Raw genomic sequence first — 13,240 nt, 5'->3', positions numbered from 1 at the left:
TTTTAAAATTGCAAATTCCGTTCCAATAATTAAATGCTTATTCTTTCGTATTTTTTTTATCAGAAAATTCATCAGTATAAACTTCAATCAGTAGGAAGAAACAGGACAACAGAATAGGACCGAAAATTAATCCTAAAAATCCAAAGATATTCATTCCGAAAATAACACCGAATACAGTGATTAAAGGATGCACGTTATCAAGTTTTTTTAAAAGGGTAAATCTTACTATGTTGTCTGAAAGTCCCACAACGATCGTTCCGTATAAAAGTACGAAAACAGATTGCCAGGTTTGTCCGGAAGTAAAAAGCAGAATAGCAATAGGAACATATGCAAGAGCTGCCCCGACAATAGGTATCATGGAAGCAAAAGTAGTTACTGCAAACCAAAACCATAAATTGTCCAGACCTATAATTGCATATCCGATAACTGCTACTATCCCCTGAATTAAGGCTACTGCAGGAATACCTATAGCATTGGACTGAATCATCTTTTTTAATTTTTGTCCAAGTTTAATAGTGTTTTCATTTTTAATAGGAGACCATTTCATAAATGTGCTTTCCATTTTACGAATATTCATAATCATAAAAAAGAAAATAAAAAATGAAAAGAAAAATACGACTACAGAATTCATCGTAGAATTTAAAATCTGTGGAACAAACTTTCCTGCCCAGGATGTGGCCTGAAGAATATTGTCTTTACTCAGTATATTAAAATGATATCGGGCCTGTACGTCGTGAACGATTTTTGCAATTGATTCATTGATACTCTGAGAATAAGAAAGTGCTACCTGTACTTTTGAATAGGCTAGCTCTATAATGAGATAGACAGGGGCTGAAATGATTAAAATAGCAAGTAAAAATATAACCAGAACTGTAACCCATTTGTTCCATTTCTTCTTTTCTGTAAGAAACAGAAAAAAATTCCGGGAAAGAGCGTATAAAGTCGCTGCTCCTAATAAGCTGGGTAAAAAAATAGCTAACTGGCTGATGATGAGAAAAAACAAGGCTATTATTACAAGAATGAATAATACTTGATGAATAACTTTTCCATTAATACGGTCTTTCATAAAAAATAATTTAGGTTAACTTTTTTTGTTCAGGCTGTTTGTGAAATAGTTAATTGCTTCATCGTAGCCGGGCAGGCCTTTTCCTTTTATTTGTAAAATACAGGCATCTCGGGTCACTGATATTTTTCTGAAATCTTCTCTTTTTTCAATATCAGAAATATGTATTTCAATAGCCGGCGTAGTTACTGATTTAAGTGCGTCGTGCAGAGCATACGAATAATGAGTTAATGCACCGGGGTTTATTACAATTCCATCATAACTGAAACCTACCTCATGAATTTTGTCTATCAGAAAACCTTCATGATTAGATTGAAAATACTCTAAATCTAAAGTATTGAATTTTTCTTTTAAATGCATAAAGTACTCATCAAAAGTTGTACTCCCGTAAATTTCAGGTTCTCTTTTTCCCAATAAATTTAGATTAGGCCCATTAATAATCAGTACTTTCATACCTTATTTTTTTTACGAAGATATAAAAGATTAAAATATAGAATATAAATTTTGAAAGAAAAAAAATAATTAAGTATATTTGCCGTCACAATTCGAAGCCCGGGTGGCGGAATTGGTAGACGCGCTGGACTCAAAATCCAGTGATAGCAATATCGTGCGGGTTCGATTCCCGCCCCGGGTACTTTAACGCAATCGGTTTAATAAATACTGGTTGCGTTTTTTTATTTCATTTGATTTATAAGGCCAGTGAAAAAAAAAGAAAAATATTTGACAGAAATGATATATTTAGGTTAATTATGGCTTAATTAAATTATTTTAATTAATTTATGCGTATATTTGCATTTACATAGCAATTTGTGTAGGCACTACGTTCAGTTTTCTCCCCCACTTCTTGTATTTAAAAACAATTTAAAATAGCTGAATAGCTATACATTCAATTTATGACTTTTAACGATTTAAATATCATTGAGCCCTTATTAAGAGCTTTAAATGATAAAGGATATAATTCACCTACCCCAATACAGAAAGAAACAATTCCTCATATACTTAATGAACGCGATGTATTAGGATTGGCGCAGACAGGTACTGGAAAAACAGCTGCATTTTTATTGCCTGTTATTCAACAGCTGGTACAAAAAGAAAACGTTGGAAAACATAATAAAAAAGCAATAAAAGCATTGGTTTTAGCTCCGACAAGAGAATTAGCAATACAAATTAGTGATAGTTTTAAAGATTATACTACTTATTTAAATATTAATCACGGAGTTATTTTTGGCGGTGTAAACAAAGATCGTCAAATCAAAACATTGCAAAACGGTATAGATCTTCTAATAGCAACTCCCGGAAGGCTTTTAGATTTGATGAATCAAAAAGTAGTAGACTTAAGATTTGTTGAATTTTTTATTATAGATGAAGCGGATAAAATGTTGGATATGGGATTTATCCATGATATGAAAAAAATAATTCAATATTTGCCTAAGCAGAAGCAAACGCTTCTTTTTTCCGCAACTATGCCTTCTATGATAGCTTCGTTGTCAAAGAATTTACTATCAAATCCGGTCAAAGTAGAGGTAACTCCGGTTTCTTCGACCGTGGATACCATTCATCAGCGAGTTTTTTTTGTTGAAAAATCAGATAAAAATAAATTATTGGTAGATTTACTTTCAAAAAATAAAGATCAGCTGGCATTAGTATTTTTACGAACCAAACATGGCGCTGACAGAATTGTTAGAACTTTAAAAAAGGCGGGAATATTTAGTGAGGCAATCCATGGAAATAAATCTCAGAATGCACGTCAGCGCATATTAACTGATTTCAATTCAAGAAAAAATAAGATTTTAATAGCTACAGATATAGCAGCAAGAGGTATAGATGTAAGTCACTTGGAATTAGTTATAAATTATGATTTACCTAGTGAGCCTGAAACTTACGTACATAGAATCGGAAGAACCGGTAGAGCCGGTAATTCAGGAACTGCTTTTTCTTTTTGTTCTCAGGAAGAACAAAAAACGCTTAGGAGTATACAAAAACTTACAGGTAAAAAATTAGTCAGCGAAAAAGTTTAATTTATTAAATCATTAAAATGTCTAACTATATAATTAAAATTACTGATTCCAAAAAACTAAAAGATTACTATATGGAATACTCTACAGATAATTATTCACCGGTTTCTTCGGGTATGAATATCAGTAGTTTTAAGAATTGGTACAAGCATACTTATGGAAATACTGAATACGATAATTTAAAAGAAAAATTGTTGCTAGTTGAAAGTAACGGTTGTAGTGGACTGTATCCTTATGATACGGTTGAGTCTATTGTATTAGAAAGTATAGAAACATTAATATATCACTATTGCAATAATAATTAGACGACTAATTTTTTTGTATTTTGAATTTCAGCGAAGTATTTTAATAGAATTTTGTAAAAAAAATAAGCATCTGTTTTATATTTTATAAGACAGATGTTTTCATTTAATACTAGACGTTTAAGAAGTTTGTCATGCCTAAACCTTTTATTTAATTAGTATACTTTATTAAGGAAATATACTAAATAAGTTTTTTAATCGTTATTGGAAGTATAAAGATTGAGATATTTATAAAAAAGCGTTTGCAACAGATAAATATTTCAAATATAATCTTTTTATAACCTCTCTTAGTATATATGCAATTAATCAGTTTTTTAATCTTTTATCCATTATTATGGATAGTTTCAAAAGTTCCATTTAGAATTTTATACATTTTATCAGACATCTCTTATTGGGTTCTCTACAGAATTGTTGGCTACAGGAAAAAAACGGTAAGGGAAAATTTGCAGATTGCCCTTCCTCATTTTTCCGATTATAAACGAAAACAAGTTGAAAAGAAGTTTTATCAGCATTTTTGCGATAGTTTTTTAGAAATGATTAAAACTATGACTATTTCTGAAAGGGAAATGGAAAACCGTTTTAAAATAAAAAATATAGATTTAGTTAAAGAGTTTGAAGCGAAAGGAAAAAGCGTCATTTTAGTCTGTGCACATTATTCCAGTTATGAATGGCTTTTAATCATGAACAAATATTTAAACTTTAAAGGTTTTGGAGTCTATAAAAAGTTGAGGAATAAATATTTTGATCAAATGATTAGAAATGTAAGAGGGAAATTTGGAGGGACATTGGTTAATTCTAAGGACATAAAAGATACACTGAAATCTAATCAGGAATCAGGAATTAAAGGTTATTATGGGTTTGTAAGTGATCAATCCCCTAAATTAAGAAAAGTAAATCACTTTACTCAATTTTTTGGGGTCAATGTGCCTGTTTTTACCGGGGCAGAATTTCTGGCTAAAAAACATGATATGAGTATTATGTTTGTAAAAGGTAAAAAAGTAAAAAGAGGCTATTATACAGCTGAATTTGTATCTCCTAAAAAAGACATTTACGAATATTCTGACTATGAACTAACCGATGAATTTTTCAGACTTTTGGAAAGTCAGATTCTGGAAGCTCCGGAATATTATTTGTGGACACATAAGAGATTTAAACACAAGAAACTTAATATACCTTCAAAGTGTTCTCGGGTTTTTTGTCCTGTTTATCCATTAGTACTCAAACAGCAATTAAAAGTTTCGTAACGGTTTACATTTTTTATTGGATAAAAACTTTGTTTAATTTTGGAATTTATTATGTATTAATAATAATCTCATTTTCATTATCAGATATTAAAGTTATGAATCGTTCATACTCTCTTAGTATATCAGCAATTATTTCATTTTTAGTCATATATTGTATATCGTGTCCTCTTCGTCCATCGCTAAAATAAGTAATAGGCACAAACATGGTTCCTTTTTGAACATCAGGTGCATTATTTTCTTTAATCATAGAATCTGAAATTACTTGAGGCTCAGCAGAAACTCCGTAAACAAAATTTTTAAATTTATCATGTGTTATCACTAGTTCAATAGACAAATCAGGGGTCTCTTTTTTATTAATGACAGCTTCTATATTGTTATCAGATAGTTGGTTTTTAAACTCAGTGAATGCTACAAATACAACATCCTGAAAAAATGTTTTGACGTCTTTCTTTTTTGAAAATGTAAGAATTTGTTCAAGTCTGTTTTTCCAGTTGCTCCCATTCCAGGCAAAGCTTCCATACGAAAAATCGGATTGATGAAATTTTACGTCAACCTGTAAAGCTTTCCAGAGACAAAAACAAAGCAAGAGCATTATCAGGCCAAAGGGTAACGCAGTTATCAAAGTCATTGTTTGAAGTGATTTTAAGCCTCCGGATCTAAGCATTGCAAGTGAAAGAACAATTAATAAAATGCCCCAGAATATATTTTGCCACTTAGGGATTTTTTGATTTTGTTTGGAAGCGATACTATTCATAACCAGAATTCCGGAATCTGCCGAAGTAACAAAAAATACCGTTATAATACCTATGGCTAGAATATTTAAAATTTTAGTAAGTGGAAAATATTCGAAAAATTTAAATAGTAATATATCCGGATTATTAACCATGGCGCCCAATGCCCCATCTGCCTCAAATTTATCTATCCAAATGGCACTGCTTCCGAAAATGCTCATCCATAAAAAATTAAAGATTGAAGGGATAATCAAAACCGCAATAATAAATTCTCGTATAGTTCTTCCCTTAGATATCTTAGCAATAAATAATCCCACAAAAGGAGCCCATGAAATCCACCAGGCCCAGTATAAAATAGTCCATTGAGAAAACCACTGCTGTCCATCGGTTTCAAAAGCGAATGTATTAAATGTTAAGCTGGTAAAATTGCTTATATAATATCCTACACCTTCACTAAAAGTTCCTAAAATGTATATCGTAGGACCTGTGAAAAGAATGAAAAGCATAAACAATAAGGCTAAAAGTAAATTTAATTCACTTAATTTTTTAACTCCTTTATCTAAACCGCTTAATGTTGAGCCAATAGCAATAGACATGACTACAACGACAATAATAATCTGAAAGATAAACCCGGGATTTTCAATCAGACCTGTGCTGGTGAGTCCTGCACAAAGTTGAACGATTCCAAAACCAAGGGTAGTAGCGATTCCGAAAAAAGTACTGCAAAGAGCAAAAGTATCAATTATATTTCCGAATGTTCCGTTTATTTTATCTTTTAGTAAAGGATACAATGCACTTCTAATAGCTAAAGGTAGTTTATATCTGTATGAAAAATAAGCAAGTATTAAACCAAGAGTAGCATAGATGGCCCAGGCGTGTATTCCCCAATGAAAAAAAGTATAGAGTTGTGCATTTTTTGCTCTTTCAATTGCATCACCACCCGGAATCGGAGGATTACTATAATGAGACATGGTTTCTGCTACTCCAAAATACATAAGACCTATTCCCATTCCTGCCGCGAAAAGCATAGCTATCCATGAAAAAAAACTATACTTAGGTTTTGAATTATCAGAGCCTAAACGAATATTTCCAAGCTTGCTCAATGCTAAAATGATTAGAAAAAGGATGAAAAAAGTAATCAGCAAAACATAAACCCAACTCAGTTTTTCGAAGATGTAACCTTGAATAATTAATAATATAGTATTAGCCTTTTCAGGGAAAAATCCGCAAAATATAGATACAAATACAATAACTAAAAGCCCTGGTAATGCAACAGACTTGGAAAAAGAGGTTGTGAATGATAGTTTTTGTTTAATAGACTTACTCATAATTTATTTTTAGCAAATTATTAAAATTAACCTGTTGGATTTGATGTAATAATGAGTAGTTATAGTTTCTTTTTTATGTTATATAGCACATAAATAGTAGACTAAAGACCGAGAAAATTACGGCTTTATTTAAATTAGCAGGTTATAATTTATTTTGTTAAGGCAGAGTAGCAAAGTTAAGTATTTTTTTATAAATGATATTTGTAGCTATTTATAATTTTAAATTGCTTGTTTGTGTTAATTATCTCAATTGAAGGATTAAATAATTAATTTAGGTTAATTAAATTTAAAGAGATAAAGTTAATATTACAAATATTTATGGTGTGAATAATTAAAAAAATGTTTATAAATTAATATATAAAATGTTTAAACATGCATCTCTTTATGAGTAACGTTTATAACTAATAAATATAATTCTGTTTTTTTATTTTTGTATTCTAATTATTTAAACTTGTGTATAAAAAAAGTAAATAAATATTATCTTATTCGGATAAAATGATTAAAAATACAATCATTTTACGGATTTCCGTATTTTAAAGTTCAGTTTATGGTGTACATTAGCAATAATAAAAATGTTATTCTCTTTTTTCATCGGACAACTGATTAATACAGAAAAGCCTTCTTTGTTAAAAAGAAGGCTTTTTTATTCAAATTGTTTAAACAATTTTATTTTAGCTGAATTAAAAAATCTTTTTTAGGATGTCTCACCTTTTTCATATTAACCAACCAATCATTTTCTGAATCTCTATATCCTAGGGGTAGTACAGTTACACTTCTTAATTTTTGTTTTTTTAAGTCTAATAAATTGTCTAAAGCTTCATTATCAAAACCTTCCATCGGAGTAGTATCAACTTTAAGCTCTGCAGCAGCAGCAATTGATAAACCGAAAGCAATATAAGCCTGTCTAGCTGTGTGAGCAAAGTTTAGTTCATCTTCCTGGTTAAGATAAATGCCTTTAATTCTGTCAGTATAGCTTTTATATGCATCATCTGGCTGATTGCGATTTTGTGTTATGTGACTGTAAATAGTATCAATTCTGTTTTCTGTATAAGTATCCCAGGCCGCAAAGACAAGAACGTGAGAACTGTCTGCAACTTGTTGTTGATTCATAGAGATGGGAACCATTTTTTCCTTAAGTTCTTGATTGGTAATCTCTATAATTTTGAATGGTTGAAGACCCGATGAGGTCGGTGCTAACCAGGCAGCTTCTATTATTTGATCGACTAAAGATTGTTCAACTTTTTTTGAAGGGTCAAATTTCTTAGTAGCGTATCTCCATTCTAATGCTTTTATTAATTCCATATTAATTTACAATTTGAAAAGTTATTTTATTAAATTATGTTTTGTTTTACATTTATTTGAAATGAAAGAAAGTAAATCATTTAATTGATTTCTTAAATCATCGAGGCGTCCGTCTTCATCACTAAGCTCTTTTTTTAAAATACAAGGTAATTCAGACACCAAAGGCTTCAGATTAATACCTTTCTCAGTCATATGAATAAGTACAATACGTTCATCATCTGCGCAACGGCTTCTGCTTATCCATCCATTTTCCTCCATTCTCTTCAACAAAGGAGTTAACGTACCACTATCTAACCATAATCGTTCACCAATATCCTTTACACAACAGGTACCTGTTTCCCAAAGGACAAGCATTACCAGATATTGAGGATAGGTGAGTCCTAATTTTTCAAGATAAGGTCTGTATAAAGTTGTTATTTGTCTCGATATGACGTAAATAGGGAAACATAACTGTTCGTTGATACTAGGAATTTCTTTCATTATTTAATTAATTGTTTAAAATTAAATAGTGCACAATTTAAATACGGAAATTTATCATCATTTTTATTTATAGCAGACATCAGAAATTACTATGACAATGAAAAATTACTTATAAGATTAGATTTGCTGTAAATAAAAAAAGGAAATATATTATATTTCCTTTTTCAGATAAAAATATTATAAAATAACTACTAAATATGATAAGTTATAAATTATGTTCATTCTATTTGTACATTGTTTTTTAAACAAAAAAAGCAAGAAATTGTCACTTAACTTTCAATATTTAACTATCAAATTTAGACTAAATATGTATAACTTACATGAACAAAATTACCGTATTAAATTCTTAAATTATCACAACAGTCAATTAAATATTTGTTAATAAACAAACGTGATATTAGATTTTAATAAAAGTGATTAAATATTTATATTTGTTGAATACATCTTAAATCTAGCGTGATATGCTGCTAAAAAAGAGTTTTATAATATTAGGTATACAAGTTCTCATAATTGCTTTAAACTTTATCTCTTGCGGAGCGAATAAAGTGCCCGTTGATAACTTTAAATATAGCTATTGTACATCAGCAAACTCATATCATCAGGATAATTTTTTAATGGATACACTCCAGGTAGATGCAAATTATAAAGATCTTTATTCTAGCTCTTTATCTCAGTATGATATCTCAATGGGAAAAGTTCTGGGAATTAATAAAGAAATTAATAATTTAATAAAATTGAGAAATGATCCAGTTAATGATAATCGTTTGGATATTCTCGAATTAAAGCAAATAATAACTCAGCGTATTTCGCTGGCAAAAACAGAATTGGATGCAATAATCTCAGAATTGGATTGTGAGGGAGAAAGAGCAGATTTGGCTGCTGCCTATCTAGATGATTTAAACGATGGAAGAAATACGCGGCTTACTGTAGGATCGGTTGTTATAGGAGCTTTAACTACCGTAGCTACAGTTTTGTTTAAAGACAGTAATACGCAAACGGCTGTAGGTGTTGGGGGAGGATTGTTGAGTGCAGGTTTGGGAGCATTGACTATAAAGCCTAAAGGGAAAAAAATTGAATTCTATCATTCAAAAAATATATTGTCTCCCATATGGGCTAATGAAAATCATGATGAGTATCCTAATTTAGTCTGGAATATATTTCAAATTATCGAATTTAATAGCGAAGAACATATGTCATTACAGGAAAGTACAAAAAAAAGATGGAAAAAATTTGTTTTAAAAGGAGATATTGATAGTACTGAAGAAAATCTTTTTTTTGGAACCGGAGGAAATTATACGGCAGATGAGCTTCATATGAGATCTGAAATGATCGATCAAATTAAATCATCCACAAGATATATTAACCAGCTTCTTTCCGTTTTTGAATCAGATTTGTATAAAGTATATCAGCAATAATAGGCTAATAACAGGGAATAAGGTAAATATATTCGTGTTTTAATAACTATTTATCAATCTGAATATTGTATTTTTGCAAACAATTTTAAAAGAAATTAATAGGAATATTTTTTCACATAAATGATTGAATTAAAGAATATTACGAAGATTTTTGAGCTGAATGGAAAGAGGACTTCAGCCTTATCCGGAGTTGATTTGTCAATTCCTCAGGGTAAAATAGTTGGAGTTATCGGAGAATCCGGTGCGGGGAAAAGCACCTTAATCCGGTGTGTTAATCTGCTGGAAAGACCTACCTCAGGAGAAGTTTGGGTGGATGGAAAGAATCTTATGGAAATGACATCAGGAGCTTTGGTAAAAGCAAGACGAAACATAGGAATGATATTTCAACATTTTAACCTTCTTTCATCAAGAACAGTTTTTGAAAATATTGCCTTTCCTCTTGAGCTGAGTGGCATGTCAAAAAATAATATTGAAAAAAGAGTTTATGAATTAATTGAACTGGTTGGACTTAAAGAGAAAGCATATGTTTATCCTTCTAATTTATCCGGAGGTCAGAAACAGAGGGTAGCAATTGCTAGAACACTGGCAAATAACCCCAAAGTACTTCTCTCAGATGAGGCTACCAGTGCTTTAGATCCAGCGACCACCCATTCAATACTAACTTTGTTGAAAGACATCAATAAAAAGCTGAACATTACAATACTTTTAATCACTCACGAAATGGATGTAGTAAAAGAAATATGTGATGAAATAGCAGTAATCAGCAATGGGCAGCTTATCGAAAAAGGTTCCGTTTCCGAAATATTTTCTCATCCTAAAGCAGGGCTTACCCGCCGTTTTATCGCTTCTTCGCTACATTTGGAAATACCCGTTGACTATCAGGAACGATTAATACCTAATCCTGAATCAGGAAAACACCCCTTATTAAAATTACAAATTACCGGTAATACAGTAGATGAACCTATTTTATCAGAAGCTGCAAGAAAATTCGATATTAACAATAATATTATTAGCGCACGTATGGATTATGCCGGAGGGGTTAAATTTGGTGTTATGCTGACAGAATTTATGGGAGATCCGGAGCAGGAACAACAGGCTATAGATTATTTGAAAAGTAAAAATATTAAAGTAACAGTATTAGGATATGTCTGATTCAATGATTGAACTTTTAATTAAAGGAATAGGAGAAACATTGGTTATGACTTTTGTTTCAGGAATATTTGGTTTTATTTTAGGGCTTCCCATGGGAGTGCTTCTCTTTATTACTCGTAAAGGGCAGATTAAAGAAAATGTTGTATTTAATAATACGGCATCAGTAATTGTTAATATTTTTAGGGCAATCCCATTTATCATATTAATTGTCTGGATGATACCTTTCACACGGATGCTGGTAGGAACTTCTATCGGAGTAAGTGCGGCTTTAGTGCCGTTAAGCATAGGGGTAGCTCCTTTCATTGCTCGGATGGTTGAAAATAGTTTGCTGGAAGTACCTAATGGGTTGATAGAAGCCTCTAAAGCTATGGGTGCTACATCGTTTCAGATAGTATGGAAAGTGCTTCTACCTGAGGCTATGCCATCACTTATAAATGGAGCAACAATAACACTAATTACTTTGGTTGGTTATTCGGCCATGGGAGGTGCAGTAGGAGCCGGAGGATTAGGGCAGATTGGCTATCAGTACGGATATGTTGGGTATGATGTCACTATTATGAATACCGTTCTAATTTTATTAATACTTCTTGTTTTTGCCATTCAGTTTACAGGAGATTATCTTTCTAAAAAAGTAAATCATAAATAATAAAACAATAACTTTGTAAGAAGTAATAAAAATTCAAAAAATGAAAAAATTATTAGCTGTATTTAGTATAGTAAGCTTGTTTTTAGTAACATCATGTCACAATGATAAAAAAAATGATCCTAATCACATAAAAGTAGGAGTAATATCAGGACCGGAATATGTAGTAGCACAAACGGCTCAGAAAGTTGCTAAAGAAAAATACGGTTTAGATGTGGAATTGGTACAATTTAACGATTATGTGCTTCCAAACTCTGCCTTAAATGATGGAGATATAGATGTGAATGCCTATCAAACCAATCCTTTTTTAGATGATGTTAGAAAAAACAAAGGTTATAAACTGGCTGTAGTAGGAAATACATTTGTTTATCCTTTGGCAGGATATTCAAAAAAAATTAAATCGTTAACAGAATTAAAAGATGGAGCTGGAGTAGCCATACCTAACGATCCGGCAAATAGAGCCAGAGCTCTAATACTTCTTCAAAAACAAGGGTTAATAAAACTTAAAGATTCTACTAATTTGTTTTCACAGGTGACAGACATTGTTGAAAATCCAAAGCATTTGAATATTATAGATTTGGAAGGTCCACAATTACCTAGAACTTTAGATGATCCTAAAGTTGAAATATCAATTATCAATAATACGTTTGCAGCAAAAGCCGGATTTTTACTAAAAGATGGTTTGTTTGTAGAAGACAAAGAATCTCCCTATGTAAATATAATTGTTTCCAGAGAAGAAAATAAAGATGCTGAAAATGTGAAAAAATTTGTAAAAGCATACCAATCCGATGAGGTAGCAGCAACTGCTGACAAAGAATTCAAAGGAGGAGCAGTTAAAGGTTGGTAATAAACTTTAAACATTAAAAATGAAAATATTTAAGTGGATAAAAAGAATATTGATAGGATTATTTTTATTATCCATTGTAATGACTTTCGTTTATAAATGGGTTCCCGTTCCCTTTACTGAACTTATGTTGAAAAGATATTTTGTCAATGGAAGTTCAATAAAAAAAGAATGGGTACCCTTAGATCAGATTGCCAATTCAATGCAGCTGGCTGTAGTATCCAGTGAAGATCAGAACTTTCTCACTCATAGTGGATTTGATTTTAAAGAAATTCAAAAAATTATTGAAAAAGACGGAGCACCTAAAAGAGGTGCCAGTACAATTTCCCAGCAAACCGCAAAAAATGTTTTTCTTTGGGATGGAAGAAACTATGTAAGAAAAGGACTGGAGACTTATTTTACTGGATTAATAGAGCTGATTTGGAAGAAACAGAGAATATTGGAAGTATATTTAAATGTTGCTGAATTCGGAGACGGTATTTATGGAGTTCAGGCTGCCGCAAATCATTATTTTAATAAATCAGCATCAAATCTTACAAAAGCAGAGGCGGCTACACTGGCAGCCTTGTTACCAAATCCAAGAGAATATGGAAAAAAAATAAACGGAAGATATATTCAAAAGCGAAAAATTTGGATCATGAGGCAGATGTCTAATTTAGGCGGAAAATTGGTCTTTTCTTAAAACTGATGGAGTAGTAGGCTCCATTTTTTATTTTTTACA

At 31.2% G+C, this 13,240-nt stretch carries 13 protein-coding genes and 1 tRNA gene; 9 read left to right on the top strand and 5 right to left on the bottom strand.

Features of this window, described 5'->3' with window-relative positions:
• Positions 1-37 precede the first annotated feature (37 nt).
• Both EOV51_RS03335 and EOV51_RS03330 read right to left on the bottom strand, forming a co-directional pair.
• The gene (locus tag EOV51_RS03335; protein WP_128149846.1) at positions 38-1,066 is read right to left on the bottom strand and encodes an AI-2E family transporter; all 1,029 of its coding nucleotides are present in this window, start codon (positions 1,064-1,066) and stop codon (positions 38-40) included.
• A gap of 15 nt (positions 1,067-1,081) precedes the next feature.
• A complete protein-coding gene (locus EOV51_RS03330; protein WP_128149844.1) occupies positions 1,082-1,516 on the bottom strand; it encodes a type II 3-dehydroquinate dehydratase in 435 nt (144 codons plus the stop codon).
• Positions 1,517-1,613: 97 nt separating this feature from the next.
• Here EOV51_RS03330 and EOV51_RS03325 point away from each other — a divergent pair.
• From EOV51_RS03325 to EOV51_RS03310, 4 genes are all read left to right on the top strand, one after another.
• Positions 1,614-1,697: transfer RNA gene (locus EOV51_RS03325), tRNA-Leu, on the top strand.
• Between the two features lie 259 nt (positions 1,698-1,956).
• On the top strand, positions 1,957-3,081 hold the full coding sequence (locus tag EOV51_RS03320; RefSeq protein ID WP_128149842.1) for a DEAD/DEAH box helicase: 1,125 nt from the start codon (positions 1,957-1,959) through the stop codon (positions 3,079-3,081).
• A gap of 17 nt (positions 3,082-3,098) precedes the next feature.
• Complete coding sequence (locus tag EOV51_RS03315) at positions 3,099-3,383, top strand: hypothetical protein (RefSeq protein WP_128149840.1); 285 nt, start codon at positions 3,099-3,101, stop codon at positions 3,381-3,383.
• Positions 3,384-3,676: 293 nt separating this feature from the next.
• Complete coding sequence (locus EOV51_RS03310) at positions 3,677-4,624, top strand: lysophospholipid acyltransferase family protein (RefSeq protein WP_128149838.1); 948 nt, start codon at positions 3,677-3,679, stop codon at positions 4,622-4,624.
• Positions 4,625-4,673: 49 nt separating this feature from the next.
• On the opposite strand, the gene EOV51_RS03305 is transcribed toward EOV51_RS03310, so the two are convergent.
• The 3 genes from EOV51_RS03305 to EOV51_RS03295 form a co-directional block, all read right to left on the bottom strand.
• Positions 4,674-6,683, bottom strand: coding sequence for a BCCT family transporter (locus EOV51_RS03305; protein WP_128149836.1), 2,010 nt, complete (start codon positions 6,681-6,683; stop codon positions 4,674-4,676).
• 666 nt (positions 6,684-7,349) lie between these two features.
• A complete protein-coding gene (locus EOV51_RS03300) occupies positions 7,350-7,985 on the bottom strand; it encodes an NAD(P)H-dependent oxidoreductase (RefSeq protein WP_128149834.1) in 636 nt (211 codons plus the stop codon).
• A 21-nt stretch (positions 7,986-8,006) separates the two neighbouring features.
• Positions 8,007-8,465, bottom strand: coding sequence for a MarR family winged helix-turn-helix transcriptional regulator (locus tag EOV51_RS03295; protein ID WP_128149832.1), 459 nt, complete (start codon positions 8,463-8,465; stop codon positions 8,007-8,009).
• Between the two features lie 461 nt (positions 8,466-8,926).
• On the opposite strand from EOV51_RS03295, the gene EOV51_RS03290 reads away from it, so the two are divergent.
• From EOV51_RS03290 to mtgA, 5 genes are all read left to right on the top strand, one after another.
• Positions 8,927-9,880, top strand: coding sequence for a hypothetical protein (locus EOV51_RS03290; RefSeq protein ID WP_128149830.1), 954 nt, complete (start codon positions 8,927-8,929; stop codon positions 9,878-9,880).
• A gap of 120 nt (positions 9,881-10,000) precedes the next feature.
• On the top strand, positions 10,001-11,032 hold the full coding sequence (gene metN / locus EOV51_RS03285; RefSeq protein WP_128149828.1) for a methionine ABC transporter ATP-binding protein MetN: 1,032 nt from the start codon (positions 10,001-10,003) through the stop codon (positions 11,030-11,032).
• Complete coding sequence (gene metI, locus EOV51_RS03280) at positions 11,025-11,678, top strand: methionine ABC transporter permease MetI (RefSeq protein ID WP_128149826.1); 654 nt, start codon at positions 11,025-11,027, stop codon at positions 11,676-11,678. Before metN ends, metI begins: the two co-directional genes overlap by 8 nt.
• A gap of 40 nt (positions 11,679-11,718) precedes the next feature.
• A complete protein-coding gene (locus EOV51_RS03275; protein WP_128149824.1) occupies positions 11,719-12,522 on the top strand; it encodes a MetQ/NlpA family lipoprotein in 804 nt (267 codons plus the stop codon).
• Positions 12,523-12,541: 19 nt separating this feature from the next.
• Positions 12,542-13,201 (top strand): monofunctional biosynthetic peptidoglycan transglycosylase, encoded by a 660-nt coding sequence (mtgA, locus tag EOV51_RS03270; protein ID WP_128149822.1) that lies wholly within the window; start codon positions 12,542-12,544, stop codon positions 13,199-13,201.
• The last annotated feature ends 39 nt before the right edge of the window (positions 13,202-13,240 follow it).

This window comes from Apibacter raozihei (assembly GCF_004014855.1).
Lineage (GTDB): Bacteria > Bacteroidota > Bacteroidia > Flavobacteriales > Weeksellaceae > Apibacter > Apibacter raozihei.
The sequence above is the reverse complement of the archived record's forward strand: the minus strand, read 5'-3'. Positions and strand labels throughout refer to the sequence as shown.

Coding starts and splice junctions, on each gene's coding strand:
- mtgA (WP_128149822.1), top strand. CDS start 12,542: ATGAAAATATTTAAGTGGATAAAAAGAATATTGATAGGATTATTTTTA.
- EOV51_RS03310 (WP_128149838.1), top strand. CDS start 3,677: ATGCAATTAATCAGTTTTTTAATCTTTTATCCATTATTATGGATAGTT.
- EOV51_RS03335 (WP_128149846.1), bottom strand. CDS start 1,066: ATGAAAGACCGTATTAATGGAAAAGTTATTCATCAAGTATTATTCATT.
- EOV51_RS03315 (WP_128149840.1), top strand. CDS start 3,099: ATGTCTAACTATATAATTAAAATTACTGATTCCAAAAAACTAAAAGAT.
- metN (WP_128149828.1), top strand. CDS start 10,001: ATGATTGAATTAAAGAATATTACGAAGATTTTTGAGCTGAATGGAAAG.
- EOV51_RS03305 (WP_128149836.1), bottom strand. CDS start 6,683: ATGAGTAAGTCTATTAAACAAAAACTATCATTCACAACCTCTTTTTCC.
- EOV51_RS03295 (WP_128149832.1), bottom strand. CDS start 8,465: ATGAAAGAAATTCCTAGTATCAACGAACAGTTATGTTTCCCTATTTAC.
- EOV51_RS03330 (WP_128149844.1), bottom strand. CDS start 1,516: ATGAAAGTACTGATTATTAATGGGCCTAATCTAAATTTATTGGGAAAA.
- EOV51_RS03275 (WP_128149824.1), top strand. CDS start 11,719: ATGAAAAAATTATTAGCTGTATTTAGTATAGTAAGCTTGTTTTTAGTA.
- EOV51_RS03320 (WP_128149842.1), top strand. CDS start 1,957: ATGACTTTTAACGATTTAAATATCATTGAGCCCTTATTAAGAGCTTTA.
- EOV51_RS03290 (WP_128149830.1), top strand. CDS start 8,927: ATGCTGCTAAAAAAGAGTTTTATAATATTAGGTATACAAGTTCTCATA.
- metI (WP_128149826.1), top strand. CDS start 11,025: ATGTCTGATTCAATGATTGAACTTTTAATTAAAGGAATAGGAGAAACA.
- EOV51_RS03300 (WP_128149834.1), bottom strand. CDS start 7,985: ATGGAATTAATAAAAGCATTAGAATGGAGATACGCTACTAAGAAATTT.